This window comes from Pseudarthrobacter sulfonivorans, from assembly GCF_001484605.1.
GTDB classification, from domain to species: domain Bacteria; phylum Actinomycetota; class Actinomycetes; order Actinomycetales; family Micrococcaceae; genus Arthrobacter; species Arthrobacter sulfonivorans_A.
Genome location: NZ_CP013747.1, coordinates 2,617,260 through 2,636,719 on the forward strand (window position 1 = coordinate 2,617,260; position 19,460 = coordinate 2,636,719).

19 protein-coding genes and 1 riboswitch are annotated in these 19,460 nt (G+C 66.8%); of the genes, 12 read left to right on the top strand and 7 right to left on the bottom strand.

Annotation, left to right across the window (positions count from 1 at the left end):
- Window positions 1–4 precede the first annotated feature (4 nt).
- Both AU252_RS11660 and AU252_RS11665 read right to left on the bottom strand, forming a co-directional pair.
- On the bottom strand, window positions 5–487 hold the full coding sequence (locus AU252_RS11660) for a cation:proton antiporter regulatory subunit (protein WP_058930850.1): 483 nt from the start codon (window positions 485–487) through the stop codon (window positions 5–7).
- A 124-nt stretch (window positions 488–611) separates the two neighbouring features.
- Window positions 612–2,015 carry an MFS transporter gene (locus tag AU252_RS11665; protein WP_058930851.1) on the bottom strand — a complete coding sequence of 468 codons (1,404 nt, stop codon included), beginning with the start codon at window positions 2,013–2,015 and terminating at the stop codon, window positions 612–614.
- 193 nt (window positions 2,016–2,208) lie between these two features.
- Here AU252_RS11665 and AU252_RS11670 point away from each other — a divergent pair, with 193 nt between their 5' ends.
- The 6 genes from AU252_RS11670 to mnhG are packed head-to-tail and all read left to right on the top strand — an operon-like array spanning window position 2,209 to window position 8,694.
- A complete protein-coding gene (locus AU252_RS11670; protein ID WP_058930852.1) occupies window positions 2,209–5,271 on the top strand; it encodes a Na+/H+ antiporter subunit A in 3,063 nt (1,020 codons plus the stop codon).
- Window positions 5,268–5,861: a Na(+)/H(+) antiporter subunit C gene (locus tag AU252_RS11675; protein WP_058930853.1), complete on the top strand. Its 594-nt coding sequence runs from the start codon at window positions 5,268–5,270 to the stop codon at window positions 5,859–5,861. Before AU252_RS11670 ends, AU252_RS11675 begins: the two co-directional genes overlap by 4 nt.
- Window positions 5,858–7,465: a Na+/H+ antiporter subunit D gene (locus AU252_RS11680; protein WP_058930854.1), complete on the top strand. Its 1,608-nt coding sequence runs from the start codon at window positions 5,858–5,860 to the stop codon at window positions 7,463–7,465. The genes AU252_RS11675 and AU252_RS11680 overlap by 4 nt, the downstream gene beginning before the upstream one ends.
- Window positions 7,462–8,007: a Na+/H+ antiporter subunit E gene (locus tag AU252_RS11685; RefSeq protein ID WP_058930855.1), complete on the top strand. Its 546-nt coding sequence runs from the start codon at window positions 7,462–7,464 to the stop codon at window positions 8,005–8,007. The genes AU252_RS11680 and AU252_RS11685 overlap by 4 nt, the downstream gene beginning before the upstream one ends.
- The gene (locus tag AU252_RS11690) at window positions 8,004–8,282 is read left to right on the top strand and encodes a monovalent cation/H+ antiporter complex subunit F (protein WP_058930856.1); all 279 of its coding nucleotides are present in this window, start codon (window positions 8,004–8,006) and stop codon (window positions 8,280–8,282) included. Before AU252_RS11685 ends, AU252_RS11690 begins: the two co-directional genes overlap by 4 nt.
- Window positions 8,272–8,694, top strand: a complete 423-nt coding sequence (gene mnhG / locus AU252_RS11695; protein WP_058930857.1) for a monovalent cation/H(+) antiporter subunit G — start codon at window positions 8,272–8,274, stop codon at window positions 8,692–8,694. The genes AU252_RS11690 and mnhG overlap by 11 nt, the downstream gene beginning before the upstream one ends.
- Before the next feature lie 27 nt (window positions 8,695–8,721).
- Here mnhG and AU252_RS11700 read toward each other — a convergent pair whose 3' ends face one another.
- Complete coding sequence (locus AU252_RS11700) at window positions 8,722–8,985, bottom strand: DUF4235 domain-containing protein (protein ID WP_058930858.1); 264 nt, start codon at window positions 8,983–8,985, stop codon at window positions 8,722–8,724.
- A gap of 41 nt (window positions 8,986–9,026) precedes the next feature.
- Entirely contained in the window at window positions 9,027–9,569 is a 543-nt protein-coding gene (locus AU252_RS11705) for a heme-degrading domain-containing protein (RefSeq protein ID WP_058930859.1), read from the bottom strand.
- A 56-nt stretch (window positions 9,570–9,625) separates the two neighbouring features.
- A riboswitch (TPP riboswitch) is annotated at window positions 9,626–9,767 on the top strand.
- 65 nt (window positions 9,768–9,832) lie between these two features.
- On the opposite strand from AU252_RS11705, the gene AU252_RS11710 reads away from it, so the two are divergent.
- The 3 genes from AU252_RS11710 to AU252_RS11720 are packed head-to-tail and all read left to right on the top strand — an operon-like array spanning window position 9,833 to window position 12,914.
- A complete protein-coding gene (locus AU252_RS11710; RefSeq protein ID WP_058930860.1) occupies window positions 9,833–10,483 on the top strand; it encodes an ECF transporter S component in 651 nt (216 codons plus the stop codon).
- Window positions 10,483–12,123 (top strand): ABC transporter ATP-binding protein, encoded by a 1,641-nt coding sequence (locus AU252_RS11715; RefSeq protein WP_058930861.1) that lies wholly within the window; start codon window positions 10,483–10,485, stop codon window positions 12,121–12,123. The genes AU252_RS11710 and AU252_RS11715 overlap by 1 nt, the downstream gene beginning before the upstream one ends.
- Window positions 12,120–12,914: an energy-coupling factor transporter transmembrane component T family protein gene (locus AU252_RS11720; protein WP_058930862.1), complete on the top strand. Its 795-nt coding sequence runs from the start codon at window positions 12,120–12,122 to the stop codon at window positions 12,912–12,914. Before AU252_RS11715 ends, AU252_RS11720 begins: the two co-directional genes overlap by 4 nt.
- Window positions 12,915–12,962: 48 nt before the next feature.
- Here AU252_RS11720 and AU252_RS11725 read toward each other — a convergent pair whose 3' ends face one another.
- A complete protein-coding gene (locus tag AU252_RS11725; protein ID WP_240484157.1) occupies window positions 12,963–13,748 on the bottom strand; it encodes a hypothetical protein in 786 nt (261 codons plus the stop codon).
- A 238-nt stretch (window positions 13,749–13,986) separates the two neighbouring features.
- Between AU252_RS11725 and AU252_RS11730 the strand changes: the two genes are divergently transcribed.
- Together AU252_RS11730 and AU252_RS11735 are read left to right on the top strand one after the other, a co-directional pair.
- Window positions 13,987–15,510: a UDP-N-acetylglucosamine 1-carboxyvinyltransferase gene (locus AU252_RS11730; protein WP_058930864.1), complete on the top strand. Its 1,524-nt coding sequence runs from the start codon at window positions 13,987–13,989 to the stop codon at window positions 15,508–15,510.
- A 64-nt stretch (window positions 15,511–15,574) separates the two neighbouring features.
- Window positions 15,575–16,801: a glutamate--cysteine ligase 2 gene (locus AU252_RS11735; protein WP_058932898.1), complete on the top strand. Its 1,227-nt coding sequence runs from the start codon at window positions 15,575–15,577 to the stop codon at window positions 16,799–16,801.
- Window positions 16,802–16,893: 92 nt separating this feature from the next.
- Here AU252_RS11735 and AU252_RS11740 read toward each other — a convergent pair whose 3' ends face one another.
- Window positions 16,894–17,541 (bottom strand): hypothetical protein, encoded by a 648-nt coding sequence (locus AU252_RS11740; RefSeq protein ID WP_240484158.1) that lies wholly within the window; start codon window positions 17,539–17,541, stop codon window positions 16,894–16,896.
- Between the two features lie 172 nt (window positions 17,542–17,713).
- Entirely contained in the window at window positions 17,714–18,337 is a 624-nt protein-coding gene (locus tag AU252_RS11745) for a LysE/ArgO family amino acid transporter (protein ID WP_058930866.1), read from the bottom strand.
- Between the two features lie 69 nt (window positions 18,338–18,406).
- Here AU252_RS11745 and AU252_RS11750 point away from each other — a divergent pair, with 69 nt between their 5' ends.
- A complete protein-coding gene (locus AU252_RS11750) occupies window positions 18,407–19,309 on the top strand; it encodes a LysR family transcriptional regulator ArgP (RefSeq protein ID WP_058930867.1) in 903 nt (300 codons plus the stop codon).
- Window positions 19,310–19,460 lie beyond the last annotated feature (151 nt).

A 19,460-nucleotide genomic window follows, 5' to 3' on the forward strand; every position in this document is an offset into this window, starting at 1 on the left:
ACGCTCAGCCGTTGCGCAGGATATCGGCCGCCGAATCGAGGCCTTCTTGCGTTCCAACTGCAACGAGGAGGTCACCGGAGTGAAGTACGACGTCGGGTCCCGGCGACGGGAGCACTTCGCCTTCACGCATGATCGCCACGATCGAGACTCCGCACCGGGTGCGGATGCAGGCCTTCCCCATGGGCTGGTTCTGGAACGGGGATTCCGGCGCGATGGAGAACTGCCGGGTCACGATGCCCGGGATCTCCCGGTGCTCTTCAGTCAGCTTCATGGCAAGGTGCTGCCCGCCCAGGAGGTTACCCAGGGTGGCGGCCTCATCGCCGGTCAGGGGAATCGACGCCTGGCAGGTGTCGGGATCGTCCCAAGTGGAAACGATGAGTTCCATCGTGCCCTCGCGCAGCTCCACGACGCCGATGCGGCGGCCGGAAGTCGTCATGAAGTCCTTCCGCCGGCCCATGCCGGGGAGGTCAGTCTCGTCCACGTTCATACCACCAGCCTAGTCTTTGCAGGCCGGTTTCGGGCGGGGGTGCGCACGGCGGCGCGAGCGGATCCTTGCGGCCCTGGGCGCACACACACGCTTCAAGGGTGTGGGGCTTAAGTGTCCGTTCGCGCTAGGAGGCTGGAACGACGGCGATGGCGGTCTTGTCCGGCGACTTCACCGGGAGCAGGACCAGCAGGCCGGCGAGCAGCACCACCATGATGCCCAGGATTCCCCAGCGCTGTGCCTCGCCGGGCGCAACCAGGGGCGTGGCCAGCGTGATGCACAGGGTGAACAGCGCCGGGGCCAGGAAACTGACGGCACGGCCGGTGGTGGCGTAGAGGCCGAACAGTTCGCCGGACTCGCCGTGGGGTGCCAGCCGGGCCAGGTAAGCCCGCGACGAGGACTGGGCGGGCCCCACAAACAGGCACAGGAACAGCCCGAAGACCCAGAAGGTGGTGCTGCCGGCCCACGGCGTGCCAAAGAAGATGTAGTTTTCGTTGCCGAGGACCAGGATCATGGTCCCGGCGACCAGCAGCCCCACGAGGGAACCCATGATCACGGCCTTGGGCCCCACACGATCGTCCAGGAACCCGCCGATGATGGCGCCCACGGCCGCCACCACATTGCCGAAGATGGCAAAGAAGATGACCTCGGACAATTCGAAGCCAAACGTGCCGGCCGCGATGATCCCGCCGAACGTGAACACGGCCGCGAGGCCGTCCCGGAACACTGCGCTGGCCAGGAGGAAGTAAATGGTGTGCGGGCTGGTGGCGTAGATGGCCTTGATCCGGCGGATCAGCAGGCGGTAGGAGGCCAGGAAACCCAGCGGTTGGGCCCGCTCCGGCCGCGGCAGCTCCGGGACGGCGAACAGCACCGGCAGGGCAAAGATGAAGAACCACAGGGCGGAGAACACGGCCACCAGCCGGATGTTCAGGCTGTCCTCGGTGGAGGCGCCTAACCAGTCGAAGCTCGGCTGCACAAACAGCTGCAGCACAATCAGCAGGGCCACAATGCCGCCCAGGTAGCCCATGCCCCAGCCGAACCCGCTGACCTTGCCGATGTTCTTCGGCGTGGAGATCTGGGCCAGCATGGCGTTGTAGTTGACGCCGGCGAACTCAAAGAACACATTCCCCAGCGCGATCAGGGAAACGCCCAGGAGCAGGAACTCCGGCCGTGGGAACACAAAGAAGCACAGGCCCGTCAGGACGGCGACGGCGGCCGTGTTGACCCCCAGCCACAGTTTGCGGCGCCCGCCGTTGTCCGAGCGCTGCCCGGTCACCGGAGCGAGCAGCGCGATGGCGATCCCCGCAATGGCCAGTGCACCGCCAAGAACGGCCGACGCCTGGTCCTCGCCGCCGAAGGCATTGGACGTGAGGTAGACGGTGAACACGAAGGTGGTCATTACCGCGTTGAAGGCCGCAGATCCCCAGTCCCAGGCGGCCCAGGCGAGGACCCGGCCCTTGCCGGTGGCCTGGGTTCCGGACGCGAGTTCCGATGACGGCTGCATGGCCTCAGGAGCGCTGGCGGTGTTCATAGGCTGAATCGTATCCGCCCCTGGCGAACATCGCGGTGATGATACGCCGGACACCCGGGAAATTCCAGGGACCCGCGATCTGGGGCGGGAAAAGTGTCAGTGGTGCCTTGATAAACTGTGGCCACCGAACCTGACGAATGACCGCCTGCCCTAACTTTTTGACAATCGAATCCCTGACGTTGCGGAGATACCAGTGATCACAGTTCTTGCCGTGCATTTTGCGGTTGCTGCCGTGGCGCCGTTTCTCTTCAGGGCGTGGGGTCGCAACGCGTTCTATGCGCTGGCGGCTGTGCCCTCTGCTTCCTTTGTCTGGCTGTTGTTCCAGCACGGCGCCGTGTACTCGGACGCCGGCGCGGTCTCGGAGGTCTTCCCGTGGATTCCCGGGCTGGATCTTGAATTCGCCTTCCGGCTCGATCCCCTTGCCTGGGTGATGTCGCTCCTTATCCTGGGCGTCGGCGCCTTGGTGCTCGTCTATTGCGCCCGGTACTTTAGCCTCAAGGACCAGGATCTCGGCGGCTTCGGCGCCCAGTTCCTCGCCTTCGCGGGAGTGATGTTCGGCCTGGTGATCGCTGACGATCTTCTTCTGATGTTCATCTTCTGGGAACTCACCACCATCCTGTCCTACCTGCTGATCGGCTTCGCCCGCACCAGGCTGGCGGCCCGGCGTTCGGCGCTGCAGGCCCTGATGGTCACCACCGCGGGCGGGCTGGCCATGCTGGTGGGCCTGGTCATGCTTGGCCACAGCGCCGGCACGTACCGGATTTCGGCGATCCTGGCGCAGGCTCCCACCCTGATAAGCGGACCGACCGGCGCAATCGTTGCCGCCGCTGTCGTACTTATCCTGGCGGGCGCCATCAGCAAGTCCGCGCTGGTTCCCTTCCACTTCTGGCTTCCGGGAGCCATGGCGGCCCCCACGCCGGTGAGCGCCTACCTCCACGCCGCGGCTATGGTGAAGGCCGGGATATACCTGGTGGCACGGCTTGCCCCGGGATTTTCCGACACCGCCTACTGGCAGTCCATTGTGCTGGGCCTGGGCCTGGCCACCATGCTGGTTGGCGGCTACCGGGCGCTCCGGCAGACCGACATCAAACTCATCCTGGCCTACGGCACCGTCAGTCAGCTGGGTTTCCTGACCATGGTGGTGGGGCTGGGCACGCCGGACGCGGCCCTCGCCGGCCTCGCGATGCTCCTCGCCCACGGACTGTTCAAGGCCACCCTGTTCCTGGTGGTGGGCATCATCGACCACCAGGCCGGGACCCGCGATGTGCGCCAGCTGTCGGGCGTGTTCCGGCAGTCCCGCGCGCTCGGAATAGTGGCCGGCATCGGTGCCGCCTCGATGGCCGGCGTCCCGCTGCTCGCCGGATTTGTGGCCAAGGAATCAGTCCTGGAAGCCTTTGTCCACCACGCTGCCGACGGGGAGGCCTGGAGCATGGTGGTGCTCGTGGGCATCGTCCTCGGGTCCATTCTCACGTTCGCCTACAGCGCACGCTTTATGTGGGGAGCGTTCGCGGTGAAGCCCGGGATTGAGCGGACAACGTTCAAGGCGGTCAAGCCTTCCTTCCTGGCGGCCCCGGCCGTCCTCAGCGTCCTCAGCATCGTCTACGGCCTCTGGCCGGCGCCGGTGGACGCCTGGGTCCAGCCCTACGCCGCGCTGTTCGCCTCCACCGCGTCCGACGCCGGCACACCGGCCGAGCAGGCCGGCCACCTTGCGCTGTGGCACGGTTTCACCCCCGCCCTGGGATTGACGGCCCTTACGTTCGCCCTGGGCCTGGCGATGTACTTCGGACGGAACCTGGTGGCCCGTGCGCAGTCCCGCGTCCCGGGCTGGATCGACGGCGACCGCATGTACCAGCTCACCATCGGCGCCCTGGACGACACCGCGGTCTGGATCACCGGCCGCACGCAGCGTGGTTCCCTGTACTTCTACCTCGCCGTGATCCTCACGATGGCGTTCGCGCTGCCGCTGACCGCCATGGTGCTGGCGGGCAAGCCGCTGCCGGACAACCTGTACTTCGTCGATCCCTACTCGCCGCTGCAGCCCGTGGTCGGGGCGGGAATTGTCATCGGCGCGCTGGCCGCGGTCAAGGCCAACAAACGGTTCCTCGCCGTGCTGATGGTGTCCGTCACCGGATACGGGATCGCCCTGATGTTCGCGCTCCAGGGCGCACCGGACCTGGCCCTCACGCAGATGCTTGTGGAAACCATCATCCTGGTGGCCTTTGTCCTGGCCATGCGCAGCCTGCCCGCGGAACTCCGTGACCGCACCGGCGGCAAGTACCGGGTGATCCGCGTGATCATCGGGGCGGCGTTCGGCGTCACCATGGTCTTCGCCGCCATCCACGCCATGGGCGCCCGGGTGGCCGTCCCCGTGTCCCTGGAATTCCCGCGCCTTGCCTATGAAGGCGGCGGCGGGCTGAACATCGTCAACGTGACCCTGGTGGACATCCGCGCCTGGGACACTTTCGGTGAAATATCCGTCCTTGCCCTGGCCGCCACAGGAGTTGCCAGCCTCATCTTCGTCCGCGGCCGCGGCGACCGGACCAGGGTCTCTGAAACTATTGCCGAGGGCAGCGTCGGCCGCCAGGTCGCAGTGGATCCCGGGTCGCGGGAAGCCGCGGCCCTGGCGATCAGCCGCAAATTCGCCGCCTCCGCCCGGGATGCCTGGATCGTGGCGGGGCGCACGCTGGCACCGGAACGGCGTTCCATCATCTTTGAAGTGGTCACGCGGCTGATCTTCCACTCCCTGATCATCTTCTCGCTTTACCTCCTCCTGGCCGGCCACAACCTGCCCGGCGGCGGCTTCGCCGGCGGCCTGACTGCCGGGCTTGCCCTGGCCATCCGCTACCTGGCCGGCGGCCGGTTCGAACTGCGTGAGGCCACGCCCGTCGGCGCCGGAACGCTGCTGGGGATCGGGCTCGCCACTGCGGCGGCGTCCGGTGTGGTGCCGCTGCTGCTGGGCGGTCAGGTATTCCAGACCGCCATCATCGAACTCTGGCTTCCGGTGTTCGGGGACATCAAGTTCGTTACGTCCACCATCTTCGACATCGGCGTCTACATTGTGGTGATCGGCCTGGTGCTGGACGTGCTGCGCAGCCTGGGCTCCGAGATCGACGAACACTTTGAAGAGCAGAGAACTGCGCCCGCCGAGGAAGCGCCAAGCGACGACGCTCCTGCCGCTGCCGAGGTGCAGGCGCATGTGCACGCCAGGGAGCCCGCGGGCGTCCCCGCCGAAACCACCGCGAGGGGCCGAGGATGAGCGTCAACCTGACCCTGCTGACCGTTATGGGTGCCCTGTATGCGTGTGGCATCTACCTGATCCTGGAACGCAGCCTCACCCGCGTGCTGCTCGGGCTGATGCTGCTGGCCAACGCCACCAACCTGCTGATCCTGGCCACCGGCGGCTACGCAGGCCTGGCGCCGCTGTACAACAAGGACACCGGCGCCCAGGAGTACTCGGACCCGCTTCCGCAGGCCCTGATCCTCACGTCGATCGTGATCTCGTTCGCGGTGACGGCCTTTATGCTCGGCATCATTTACCGCACCTGGGTCCTGGCCCGCCAGGATGAGATCCAGGACGACATCGAGGACCTCCGTGTCGCCGAGACGCCCCGCTTCGACGCCGAGGATGACGCCCCGATTCCGGCCGAAACTTCGGAGTTTCCCCTGACCATGCTGGGCAGTGACGGGAGCGCCGTCTCGGACCACCGCACGGCTGCGGACGGCCCGGATGAGGCCGGGGGTTCCGTCACCGCCGGCGCTAAGGAGATTCCTGCCGGGGACGCCGCCGCCGAAGAGCAACCCGGCTCGCAGAACGTAACCCCTGGTCCCGAAGGAGGTGTGAAGTGAACATCGCAAGCTTTGCCCCGCTCGCCGTCGTACTTCCCATCCTCGGTGCCGCCCTGGCCTTCCTGCTGATCCGGCACTCCCGCGCCCAGCGCGCGGTGAGCATCGGCGTGCTGTCCCTGACACTTCTGCTGGAGTGCCTGCTGCTGGCCTCCGTGTGGCACGGCGGAACGGCCGCCGTGACCATCGGCGGCTGGCTGCCGCCGTGGGGCATCACCATGGTGGTGGACCAGTTCTCGTCCCTCATGCTCGTGGTGTCGTCGGCTATCAGCCTCGCTGTGCTGGTCTACGCCACCGGGCAGGGCATGGCCGACGGCGACCAGGACGCGCCGGTGTCGATCTTCCACCCCACCTACCTGATCCTGGTGGCCGGGGTGTCCAACGCGTTCCTGTCAGGGGACCTGTTCAACCTGTACGTCGGCTTCGAGATCCTGCTGACGGCAAGCTATGTGCTGATGACACTGGGCGGCACCGGCCCCCGCATCCGCGCCGGCGTCACCTACGTGGTGGTCTCCGTGGTGTCCTCCGTGCTGTTCCTGATCTCCATCGCGATGGTCTACGGCGCCACCGGAACCGTGAACATGGCCGACCTCGCCATCAAGCTCGCGGACCTGGACGAGGGAACCCAGACCCTGCTGCACGTGATGCTGCTGGTGGCATTCGGCATCAAGGCGGCCGTGTTCCCACTGTCGTTCTGGCTGCCTGACTCCTACCCCACGGCGCCGGCGCCGGTCACCGCCGTGTTCGCCGGCCTGCTGACCAAAGTCGGTGTCTACGCGATGGTGCGCACGGAAACCCTGCTCTTCCCCGGGGACAGCCTGAACACTCCGCTGATGGTGGCGGCGCTGCTGACCATGGTGGTGGGGATCCTAGGCGCCTTGGCCCAGAGCGACATCAAACGTCTGTTGTCCTTCACCCTGGTCAGCCACATCGGCTATATGGTGTTCGGCCTGGCGATGTCCTCGGTGGCCGGGCTGGGCGCCGCCGTGTTCTACGTGGCCCACCACATCACCATCCAGACCAGCCTCTTCCTGGTTACGGGCCTGATCGAGCGCCGCGGCGGCAGCTCCTCCGTGGACCGGCTGGCAGGCCTCGCCAAGCTGTCACCCATCCTGGCCCTGCTCTTCTTTATCCCCGCCATGAACCTTGCCGGGATCCCGCCGTTCTCCGGATTCCTGGGGAAGGTGGGGCTCATCCAGGCGGGCATCGAACTGGGCACGCCCCTGGCCTACGCCCTGGTGATCGGCGGCGTGGTCACCAGCCTCCTGACCCTGCTGGCCGTGGCGAGAGTCTGGAACCGCGCGTTCTGGCGCAAGCCCTCGGACGCCGAGCACCCGGACCCCGTCCTGCTGGCTGAGCCCGAGGACGCGGACACCGGCAGCCGGGCCGGCCGCACCAACGTCACGCTGCTGCCCCGCACCATGGTGGGCTCAACCCTGGGCCTTGTGATCCTGGGCGTGTCACTCACGGTCTTCGCCGGGCCGCTGTTCACGGTCTCGGACCAGGCGGCCCAGGAAATGCTGGACAGGTCCTCCTACATCCAGGCGGTGCTCGGTGAGGACACCGAAGTTCCGCCGCTGGCCCTGAAAAACGGAGGGGGCAAATGAGCCGCCGGCGGATTTCCCTGCGCCAGGAGCTTCCCCTGCTGGTCTGGCTGGTGATTGTCTGGGGCGCGCTCTGGCAGGACTTCAGCCCCGGCAACCTGCTCTTCGGCGCGTTGCTGGCTGTGCTCGTGGCGAGGATGTTCTACCTGCCGCCGGTGGAAGTCAGCGGCCGCTTCAACATCCTGCACGCCGCGCCCTTCGCCCTGCGGTTCCTCGGCCGGGTGGCGGCAGCGAGCATCGAGGTCATGTACCTGGCGGCCGTCCGCGGACCGAAGGTGATCAGCGCCGTCGTCGCTGTCCCGCTGCGCAGCCACCAGGACCTGATGGTCACCGCCGTGGGGCACGTGATCTCGCTGATCCCGGGCTCCCTGGTGGTGGAGGTGGACCGGTCAACGTCCACCCTGTACCTCCACGCGCTCAACGTCAGCAGCTCGGAAGAGGTCGAGAACCTGCGCAAGGAAGTTCGCTCCATCGAAGCGGGCCTGATCAGGATCATGGGCACCCGCGAAGAACTCGAAGCAATCCGGCAGGAGGCCGCAGCATGATGCAGACCGTCCTGGCTGTCACGGCAGTCATTCTTTCGCTGGCAGCCGCAGGAGCCATCATCAGGATCTCCCGCGGCCCGTCGCTGCTGGACAGGGTGCTGGCCTCCGACGTCCTGCTCGCGATCCTCGGTGCGGCCCTGTGCATCGACATGGCCGTCAACCGGCACCTGAACAACCTGATGCTGCTGGTGGCGCTGTCCGTGGTCGGCTTCATCGGGTCGGTTACCGTTGCGCGCTACGTGGCCGACCGGCGGGAGCAAGCCAATGAATCCTGAGGCCAGCGTGGTTGACAACGTCATCGATACTGTGTCGGCGGTGTTCCTGGTGGTGGGTGCCCTTATGTCGCTCGCCGCCGCCGTGGGCCTGCTCCGCTTCCCGGACCTGCTGAGCCGCATGCACGCGGCCACCAAGCCCCAGGTGCTGGGGCTGTTCCTGCTCCTGGCGGCCATCGGCCTGCAGCTGCGCACCTGGTGGGTGTGGCCGGTGCTGCTGGTGGCCTGGATCTTCCAGCTGCTGACGGTGCCGGTTTCCGCCCACATGGTGGGCCGCGCCGGTTACCGGACCAAACACCTGCACCGTGAGCTGCTCAGCTCCGATGAACTCGAAGCCGTGGTTCAGAAGGCGGCCCAGTCGGCCCGGGATGAGTCATCCCGGGATGAAGCGTCCGACGGCGGCCGGCGGGACTGAGCGTCACTGCCGGACTGCTTGCCAGGGTTAGACGATGTCCTGGGACTTGGCGAAGCGGGTGATGGCCCGCTGCGTGCCGCGGTTGGCGAGCACCTGGATGATGGTGCTGACCGAGGCCGAAATGAGCGCGAACGTCAGGGCCGAGCGCAGGGTGGTGGGAGTGTCTTCGTCCTTGCCGGTGGGAGGCTTCCGGCCGGTGGACTTTTCCCACACGGTATTGACCACCTTCGTGCCGACGAATCCGGCGCCGAGGCTGATTGCAGTGCCGAGCAGCTTGATGAACAGGTTCATTCGTTGAACTCCTTGTGAGCGGATCCGGGACTTCCTTTAGCCTAACCCGGCTGCATGGACTCCAGAATCTCCCGCAGGGCTTCCACCACCAGATCGTGGTCCTGCTGCTGGGGCAGGCCCGAGACCGTCACCGTGGCCACTGCACCCACACCGGCGACGTAGACCGGGAAGCAGCCGCCGTGCGGGGCGTAGGTGGACTCGTCGAACCAGCCGTGGTCCTCGATCCGACCGCCGTGCAGCCTGCCGCGGAGGCCCACCAGCAACGAAGGGATCTCATACCTGGCGGCGGTGCGCTGCTTCGCCCGGACCCAGTGCTCGTTGTCCGGGGTGGCGCCGTCCAGGGCCACGTGGAACAGGACCTGGTCACCCTTGGTGATGTCGATCGCGATGGGCAGCTTTCGGCTCTTGCCCAGCTCCACCAGGAGCAGCCCGAGGTTGAGGGAGTCGTCCTTGCTGAAATGCGGAAACTGCAGCTCGTTGATCTCGGCTTCGACCCGGGCAATCAGGGCCTCCAGCAGCCCCGCCGGCTGGGGCACCGTCGAATCGGGATTGAACGCAGTCACAGTCGGGTTGTTGGCAGTCATGGCCCACAATCTACCCCGCCCGCGGTGTAAACTGGAGCACGCCCATCAGGGCAGATTTATTACGACAGGGGAGCGCCGCCGTCGGACATCACTGGCATTGCCAGGGAACCGCAGGTGGGCGCTGAGAGTGCGGACAGCCGCAGACCCTCGAACCTGATCCGGTTAGTACCGGCGCAAGGGAGTCGAGTTCTCGAAGTGTCCGGAAACGGCGGCAGCGCCGCACGCCGGGGCACTTTCCCCTCCTGTTCCTCAGGAGGACCAAAATGACAACTGCAGCAATCAAAAAGACCGGCAATACCTGGCGCGTTGTGGACATCGTGGTGGCGGCACTCATCGCCATCACCGGCGGCGTGATCTTCTGGGCCTGGTCCCAGGGCGCCGGCATCGTCTCCGCCCCCATGAACGCCGTTTACCCCCCGCTGACCGGCCTGATCGCCGGCGGCTGGATGATCCCGGCAGTGCTGGGCATGCTCATCATCCGCAAACCCGGCGCGGCGCTCTTCTGCGAAGCGGTGGCCGCCACCGGCGAACTCATCATGGGCTCGCAGTACGGCGCCACGGTGCTGATCTCCGGCCTCCTGCAGGGCCTGGGCGCCGAGCTGGTGTTCTTCCTGCTGGTGTACGGCAACTTCCGGTTCAAGTCCTTCCTGCACCAGAAGTACAACCTCATCGCCGCGCTGCTGGCCGGTGCCGGGGCGGGCCTGTTCTGCGGCCTCAATGACTCGTTCCTGCCGTGGGGCTGGAACATCGCCTACGAGCCCGGCGACAAGCTCGCGTACATCGTGTTCTGCACCATCTCCGGCGCAGTGATTGCAGGTGCCTTGTCCTGGATCGCCACCCGCGGCCTGGCCAGAACCGGTGTGCTGAGCTCGTTCGCGTCCCGGAAGGCAGCGTCGGAGCCCGTCTTCAACTGATGACCGCTTCCGACGCCGGTGCATCCGGAGTGCGCCCCGCCGCGGTGTCCGCCCGTGGCTGGGGCTGGCGGCATGCGGGACGTTCCGCCCCCGCCGTCCAGGGCCTCGACCTCGACATCGCTCCCGGCGAGCGGGTGCTGCTGCTGGGCCCGTCGGGCGCCGGCAAGTCAACGCTGCTGCACGCGCTCGCAGGGGTGCTGGGGGATGAAGGGGACGACGCCGACGAAACCGGTTCGCTGCTGATCGACGGTTTGGTGCCCCGCGGGCAGCGCGGCCGCTCGGGCCTGATGCAGCAGGATCCGGAAACGCAGGTGGTCCTTTCCCGGCTGGGCGACGACGTCGCCTTCGGCGCCGAGAACCTCGCCGTTCCGCGGGACGAGATCTGGCGGCGCGTCCATGAAGCGCTCGACGACGTCGGGCTGCGGAGTGCCGGGGGCGGCGGTTTGAACGACGGCGGCGGGTCAGGTTTGGACGCCGACGGCGGGCCAGGTGCCGCCGGGCTCGCGCTGGACCACCCGACGTCGGCCCTCTCGGGCGGGCAGAAGCAGCGCCTGGCGCTGGCCGGGATCCTCGCGATGCGGCCGGGGCTGATCCTGCTGGATGAGCCCACCGCAAACCTCGATCCCGCCGGCGTGCTGGAAGTCAGGGACGCCGTGGGCCGCTGCCTGGACAAAACCGGCGCCACCCTCGTTGTGGTGGAACATCGCGTGTCCGTCTGGAAGGACCTGGTGGACCGGATTGTGGTGCTCCAGCCAGGCTCGGCGGCGGGTCCCGCTGGAAGTTCCGCCGCCACGTCCGCCGTCCTGCTGGACGGGCCGCCGGACCAGGTGCTTGCGGAGGCGCGGGACATGCTGATCGGCGCGGGCGTCTGGGTGCCGGGGTATGTTCCGGCAACCCGCCGCCGCGTGTCCGCAGGCTCCGGTGACCTGCTGCTGGCTGCCGAGGACCTTGCCGTCTCCCGCGAGCGTCCGCGGCGCCGCGGCCTCCGGACCATCCCGCCCGTACCGGTGCAGCAGGGCATCACGGCCCAGGTCCGTTCCGGCCAGGCACTCACCGTCACGGGGCCCAACGGCGCCGGAAAGTCAACGTTTGCGCTGACGCTCGCCGGACTTCTTGCGCCGGTGGCGGGGAAGGTGTCCGCCGCCGTCGAGCTTTCCGAGGGGGCCGGGATCGATCCCTTCAAATGGAAAGCCAACCAGCTGATTTCCCGCATCGGAACCGTCTTCCAGGAACCCGAGCACCAGTTCGTGACGGGCCGCGTGCTGGACGAACTGATGTTCGGCCCGCGGCACCTGGGGCATGGCGAGGAGCGGGTTGATGAGCTGCTGGAACGGCTGCGCCTGACGCACCTGGTGGACGCCAATCCGTACACGCTCTCGGGAGGCGAAAAGCGGCGCCTCTCGGTGGCCACTGTCCTCGCGGCCCACCCTCGTGTGCTGGTCCTCGACGAGCCGACGTTCGGCCAGGATGCCAACACCTGGGCCGAGCTCGCATCATTCCTCTCAGAACTGCTCGACGCCGGGACCTCCGTGGTTTCCGTGACCCATGACCAGGAATTCAGCGCCGTCCTGGGCGGAGCTGAACTGCGGCTGGGCCCGGCCTCTCGCGGCGGCGCCCGCCAGGAAGCAGATGCGGCATGAGGGATGCCCTGACCCTCCGCGGCAACCGCGCGCTGCTGACCCGCGCCAACCCGCTGGCCAAGTTCGCCGTCGTCTTCCTCATCACCCTGGTGCTGGCGCTCTCCATCGACTGGGTGTCTGCCTCGGTGGCGCTTGGGGCCGAGCTGGCGCTCTTCCCTCTGGCGGGCCTCACCCTGCGCCTGCTGTGGCAGCGCGGCTGGCCGCTCATCATCGCGGCAGCCCTGGGCGGCTGGAGCACGGCGATCGTCGCGGCGGACAGCGGCGCTGTCCTGCTCGACGTCGGGATTTGGTCCATCAGCGAGGGTTCCCTTCAGCTGGGAATCGGTTTTATGCTGCGCGGCCTCGCGATTGCCCTGCCGGCGATCCTGCTTATGACCTGCACGGACCCCACCGACCTTGCCGATGCGCTGGCCCAGAAAGCCCGGCTGCCGCACCGTTTTGTCCTTGGCACGCTGGCCGCGATGCGGCTGGTGGGACTGATGGCCGAGGAATGGCAGACCATCGGCATGGCGCGGCGGGCCCGCGGCGTGGGCTCGCAGGGCAGCCCGCTGCAACGGCTGCGGGCCACCCTCGGGCAGAGTTTCGGGCTCCTGGTCCAGGCCATCCGCCGGGCGTCCCGGCTGGCCATCACCATGGAAGCGCGCGGTTTTGGCACCGGGCAGCGGACGTGGGCACGGGAATCCACGTATTCAATGCTGGACGCCTGGGTGCTGGCGGGCGGCGTGCTGATCGCGGCGGCTGCTGTGGTTTCCGCGGCTGTAATGGGGACATGGAACTTCGTCTGGCGCTAGTCCGGGCGGGCCATGCTTCTGGATTCTGGCTACGCCGCGCTGTGCTTGCTAAATGCACGAGTGGTCGTAGTCGAAGCCCCTGGAGACGAACTGGGTCAGGATGACTGTGCCGCCGGGTGTTAGCGGCGCATTCGAGCAGTTGGCCGTGGCTCCGAAGGCCGTGCGGGCGCCTGCCAGCCAGCTGGGCAGGGCATAAAGGCTGCTGGAGGTGCTGACGGTGCCCACGATCTGTCCCCATTGATAGGCCGAGGAGTAGATGCCGACGTCGGCGCCGATGCTGTGAAAGAAGTCGGTCATACCTTCCAGGACAGCACGGTTGGCATTCTTGTCGGGGGACCAGCTGTTGCCGGTTTCAACATCGAGCCACCACAGGTAGTCCGAGGGGCTGCTGATGCCACGGATGTAGGCGTCGTCGTACGCTTTGGCGTAGCCGTACATATAGGCGCACGCAGTGCCAACGTCCTTGTCCTCGCAGGTGCCGTAGGGGTTGGATGCGGCCTGGGATTCCGGGTAGCTGTTACTGGTGGGCCACCAGGAGCCAGTGAGCTCCGGGTTGGCGGTGTTGACGTAAAGTGCGACGGACGGCTGATCGGTCGGGTTCACCGTGATGGCTTCGGCCCAGCGGAGCAGTTCGGCGAGGCAGGGGTTAGTGGTGTTGGCCAGGCCATTGTTGACGCCCACGATCCCGAAAGCTGACGCGGCGGGAAGGGCCTTGTTGCATTGAGGCCACGAGACATCGTTACCCAATGCCAACTCGGCGCCCTCGCCGGGTGAAGGGGCGGCCACGGACACCGGCGCCACGATAATCCCGCAAAGGGCCATGAGCAGACACAAGATGGCACACGCTAAAGCACGGGATGCTGTAGCCGCATTCCCATACATGGCAGGCCTCCTGCATGGCATTTTTCCGCTTTTCGGGTGAACCCGATGTTTCAGTCTCCCGCCGGGCGGGTACGGGGTCAAGGGCAACCATCAATGAGCAGCTATCTCATGAGTCGGGTATTTGCTGGGAATTCAGTCGACACTCCGGTTCATATCCCATCGAATAGCTCATCTGTGATATTTTTTTGTTATGACTCAGGAAACTGCCGAGCACATCGCCGCCACGCTCAAGGACGCCCGGACCGAGAAGGGCTGGACCCAGGGCCAGCTCGCCGCGGCGCTGGGAACCAGCCAAAGCGCCGTCGCCCGGATGGAACAGGGCAAGCAGAACCTCAGCCTGAAGATGATCCAGCGGCTCGAAACGATCTTCGACCGCAGCATCGTCAAAGTGGGCAAACCGCAGATGACGCACTTGCGGATTGAAGGCGGCCGCACCCTGTCCGGGGCAGTGGATGTCAACAGCAGCAAAAACGCCGGTGTGGCGCTGCTGTGCGCCAGCCTGATCAACCGCGGAACCACCGTCCTGCGCCGCCTCGCCCGGATCGAAGAGGTCAACCGGATCGTGGAGGTCCTGACCAGCATCGGCGTCGAATGCACCTGGCTCAACGACACCGACCTCCAGCTCCGCCGCCCCGCCGTCCTGGACCTTGGGGCCATGGATGTGGACGCGGCGCGCCGCACGCGCAGCGTGATCATGCTCCTGGGCCCGCTCCTGGACGAATCCGCGGAGTACCGCCTGCCGTATGCCGGAGGTTGCGATCTGGGCACCCGCACCGTGGAGCCGCACATGCAGGCGTTGCGCCAGTTCGGGCTCTCCGTGGAGGCCACTGCCGGTTTCTACGCCGTGCAGGCTCCGCCGCCGGACACTCACGACCGGTCCTTTGTGCTGACCGAACGCGGGGACACCGTCACCGAGAACGCCATCATGGCAGCGGCGCACCGCCGCGGCACCACCGTCATCCGCAACGCCAGCCCCAACTACATGGTCCAGGACCTCTGCTTCTACCTCGAGATGCTGGGCGTGAAGATCGACGGCGTGGGCACCACCACGCTGAAGATCACCGGGCAGCCGCTCATCGACGTCGACATTGAGTATTTTCCGTCCGAGGACCCCATTGAGGCCATGAGCCTCATCACCGCCGGGATCGTCACCAACTCAGAGGTGACCATCCGCCGCGTCCCCATCGAATTCATGGAGATCGAGCTGGCCACGCTGGAGCAGATGGGCCAGCAGCTGGAGATTTCCGGCGAGTACGTGGCGCGCAACGGCCGCACCCGGCTGGTGGATGTGACCACCAAACCGTCCGAGCTGCGGGCGCCCGAGGACAAAATCCACCCGATGCCGTTCCCCGGCCTGAACATCGACAACCTGCCCTTCTTCGCGGTCATCGCCGCCAACGCCCACGGCCAGACCATGATCCACGACTGGGTCTATGAGAACCGGGCCATCTACCTCACGGAACTCAACCGGCTCGGCGCCCAGGTGCAGCTGCTGGACCCGCACCGGATCTACGTCAACGGCCCCACGAAGTGGCGGGCCGCCGAGGTTGGCTGCCCGCCGGCACTTCGCCCCGCCGCCTGCCTGCTGCTGGCCATGCTTGCGGCGCGGGGTGTTTCGGAGCTGCGGAATATCTACGTGATCGAGCGCGGCTACGAAGACCTGGCCGAGCGGCTCAACACCATCGGCGCCAAGGTGGAGTACTTCCAGGACTAGCGCTCGCAGAATCCGCCGACCCCGCGGGCTGCCGCGTGCCGGCCCGGTGCAGCACAATATAACCATGCGTACATTCGGCGTCGAGGAAGAGCTCCTGATCGTAGATCCGGACACGGGGGAGCCGCTTGCCCTCGCGGATGCGATGTTGTCTGGCCGCCGGATGGCAGCCGACGACGCCCCGGAACGCCCCTATTCGCTGGCAGCCAAGGAAAAAACCGCGCACGACGACTGGACTGGCCTGACTGCCGAGCTGAAGCTTGAGCAGATCGAGACCCAGACCCGTCCCTGCCTGGAGTACGCAGAACTGCTGCAGCAGATCCGGGCCGGCCGGCTGCTGGCGGACCAGGCGGCCACCAAGAACGGTGCAAGGGTCGCCGCGCTGGCCACTTCTCCGTTTGGCCTTGCGAGCCACACCACTCCGGACGCCCGCTATGCCCGAATGCTGGAACGCTTCGGCCTGACCGCGCAGGAGCAGCTGACCTGCGGCTTCCACGTCCACACGTTCATCGAATCCAACGACGAGGGCGTGGCCGTGCTGGACAGGATCCGGGACAAGCTGGCAGTGCTCACGGCATTGAGCGCAAATTCGCCGTTCTGGAACGGGATGCCCACAGGATTCGAGAGCTACCGAACCCAGGCCTGGAACCGCTGGCCTATGTCCGGCCCTTCGGCCATTTTCAGCACGTACTCCGCATATCGGAGGGTGGTCACGCGTCTGCTGGACAGTGGCGTGCTGCTGGATGAAGGCATGGTCTACTTTGACGCCCGACTGTCCCGGAACCACCCCACGGTTGAGGTCCGGGTGGCCGACGTCTGCCTCCGCGCCGAGGACGCTGCCCTGATCGCGGTGCTGGTGCGGGCCTTGGTCGAATCGGCCAGCCGTGAATGGCGCGACGGCGTGGAGCCGGCCCCGGTGCCCACGGTGCTGCTGCGGATGGCGGCATGGCAGGCGAGCAGCAGTGGCCTGAACGGTGAGTTGCTGGATTTTGGCACGTTCAGGCCGGCGCCGGCCGTCGACGTGGTGCGATCCTTGGTGGACTATCTGGCTCCGGTCCTCGCCGAGCAGGACGAACTTTCCCTGGCCCGGCAGGGCGTCGAGGACATCATTGCCCGCGGCACCGGCTCCACCGAACAGCGCAGGGTGCGGGACGCGGTGATGGAAGCATCGGCGCCCGACGACGGCGGGCTGGGGGCCGTGGTTGCCCACGCCGTGCGTGTCACGATGCGCGGCACCTCCGGGTTGCGTGAGGCGGACGAAGTCCCGGAACTGCTGCGGGTGCGCCTGTCCTGAGTTCCCCCTGAGGCTTTGCGCGAACGGGCAGATATGGCCCTGTTTGCCCGTGTTTTGGGGTCATTATCTGCCCGTTCGCGCCAGCTCCAGCGTCAACGCCTGGGGAGTGCGTCCGTGTGGTCTTCGGAGGGAGCCATGGGTTCCTCGTAGCGCATCAGCTGGACACCCACCGCGGTCTCCACCAGGTAGAAAGCGAACGGCGGAATATCCTTCGTGCCAGCCAGGATTGCAGCAAAGACGGGAGCGCTGGCGGCCGCCGTGATGCCAGTCCAGGGTTTCAGCGGTAAGAGCAGCAGCCCCGCCCCCAGGGCCGCGAGCCCGCCGATATGCAGCCCTGAATATGTAAGGAACGGCCAGTTGGAACCCCGCCGATACGCGAACCTCTCCAGGTCCGAGGCGCGGTCCGCGAGGGCCACCACGAACAGGGGTGCGCCTGCCATCAGGGCAGCTGCCGCGCCGGCGGCCAGCGTCTTGGCGGGGCCGGGGCCGGAGCGGATGGATTGGGCGAACCGGGCAAATCCGACGGGAACGGCCATTGTCCCGGCGGCTGCCAGGAATTGTCCGGCAACCCAAAGACCTCGGTGGCGCTCCAGCATGGCCAGCCTCGCGGCCGGGTCACGGGTGGCGTGCACATTCCCCACGAAGGAGATTCCGAGCCCCCAGCAAGCGCCCGCCGCGACGATGACTGCTCCGGCCTTTTGATAAGGCTTGCTGCCCTGCATTGGCTGGTTTCCGTTCATGGCTGGCTTTCGGTTCGGCGGATGCGTTGGCCCGGCAACATCGCGGTGGTGACCATGAAGCTACGCCGCACTGCCGCCGAGGTCAACGACAGGGTTCGAACGGGCAGATAATGCCCTGTTCTTCGCTGTGTGAGGGGCCCCAAGTGTCCGTTCGCGCCAAGAAACGACGACGTCACGCACCGACTGCCAGGCGCACACCCAGCGTGAGCATGACCGCAGCGACGAGTCCGTCCAGGATGCGCCACGAGGCGGGCCGCGCGAAGAACGGCCGGAGAACCCTGGCCCCGAATCCCAGCGCACTGAACCAGGCGATGCTGGCGGCAATGGCTCCGCCCCCGAACCACCAGCGCAAATCCTGTGCCTGCTGGTTGGCCACCGATCCGAGCAGCAGCACGGTGTCCAGGTAGACATGCGGGTTGAGCCACGTCAGGGCCAGTACCGTGCTGAGGGCGGCGCCGAGGCCGACGGCGGGCTGCCGCCCCGACGCCGTTAGTGCTCCAGGACGAATCGCCCGGCGCGCCGCCATGACGCCGTAGCCCACCAGGAAGGCGGCGCCGGCAAACCTGACCACGTCTACGATCACGGGACTCGACTGGAGCAGCGCCCCCACTCCGGCGATGCCCGCTGCGATGAGCAGCGCATCGGAGACGCTGCAGACCAGGACGACGGCGGCCACATGCTCGCCGCGGATGCCCTGCCGGAGGACAAAGGCGTTCTGGCTGCCGATGGCCACGATGAGGGCGAGGCCCGTGCCGAAGCCGAGCGCGGTGGGGCCGATAAATGCAGTCAGTTCCATATCCTCCAACGTACGGCCGGACGTATGATTACTCCAGCTAAATATTCTTAGCTCTATTAAGGAAAGCTAATGAAGATGTTCCAGTTCGAGCAGCTCCGTACCTTCGCGGCCGTCGTGGATGAGGGGACGCTCGAGGCGGCGGCCCGCAGCCTGTACGTCACGCCGTCGGCCATTTCCCAGCGGCTCAAGGCCATGGAGGACGCGGCCGGCCAGATCCTGTTGCAGCGCACCAATCCCGCCCGGCCCACACCAGCCGGGGAAGCCATCCTGCGGTTTGCCAGGCAGGTCCGACAGCTCGAATGGGACGCCCAGCAGGAGCTCGGCGAGAGCCGGCACCGGCCGACGGCGCCCATCCCCTTGGTGGTGAACGCGGACTCACTCTCCACTTGGTTCATGCCTGCCCTGGCAGGTCTTCCGGCGGATCTCGGCGCGTGCTTCGAACTGCGCAGGGAGGACGAACAGCATTCCACCCAGCTTCTGCGGACCGGATCGGTGATGGCCGCAGTAACCGCAACGCCGGAACCGGTCCAGGGCTGCAGCGTGGAACCGCTGGGTTCCCTGCGGTACCGTGCGGTGGCAAGTCCCGGCTACCTCCGGCACTGGTGGCCCGACGGGCCGGAACTTGTTGCAGGGAGCCAGGCACCGGTGGTGGACTTTGACCGCAAGGATGACCTGCAGGACGGGTTCTTCCGCACGATGACCGGCGCGGAACTGACCGCGCCGCGGCACTATGTGCCGTCGTCGGCCGAGTTCGCCCAGGCCATCCGGCTGGGACTGGGATGGGGGCTCCTACCGGAGCAACAGTGCCTGGCAGACCTCCGCAGCGGCGCCCTCGTGGAGCTGGCCTCCGCGAGCCCCGTTGACGTGTCCTTGTACTGGCAGCGCTGGAAGATCGACTCCCCGGTGCTCAACCAGCTGACCGCCGCCGTCCGGGAGACGGCCTCCCGGGAACTGCGCCAGCCAGGCGCCTGAGCCGCCGTTTGCCTTACGCGCCATTCGCCTGGCCCGGCCCGGACAGGGGATGCGTCCGGCAACGCGGCATGCCATACTCAGGCCGTGACGTCGTCGTACTCATTCCGGGCCGAACTGTGGCGCTATCCCGACGAATCCGGCTGGCACTTCC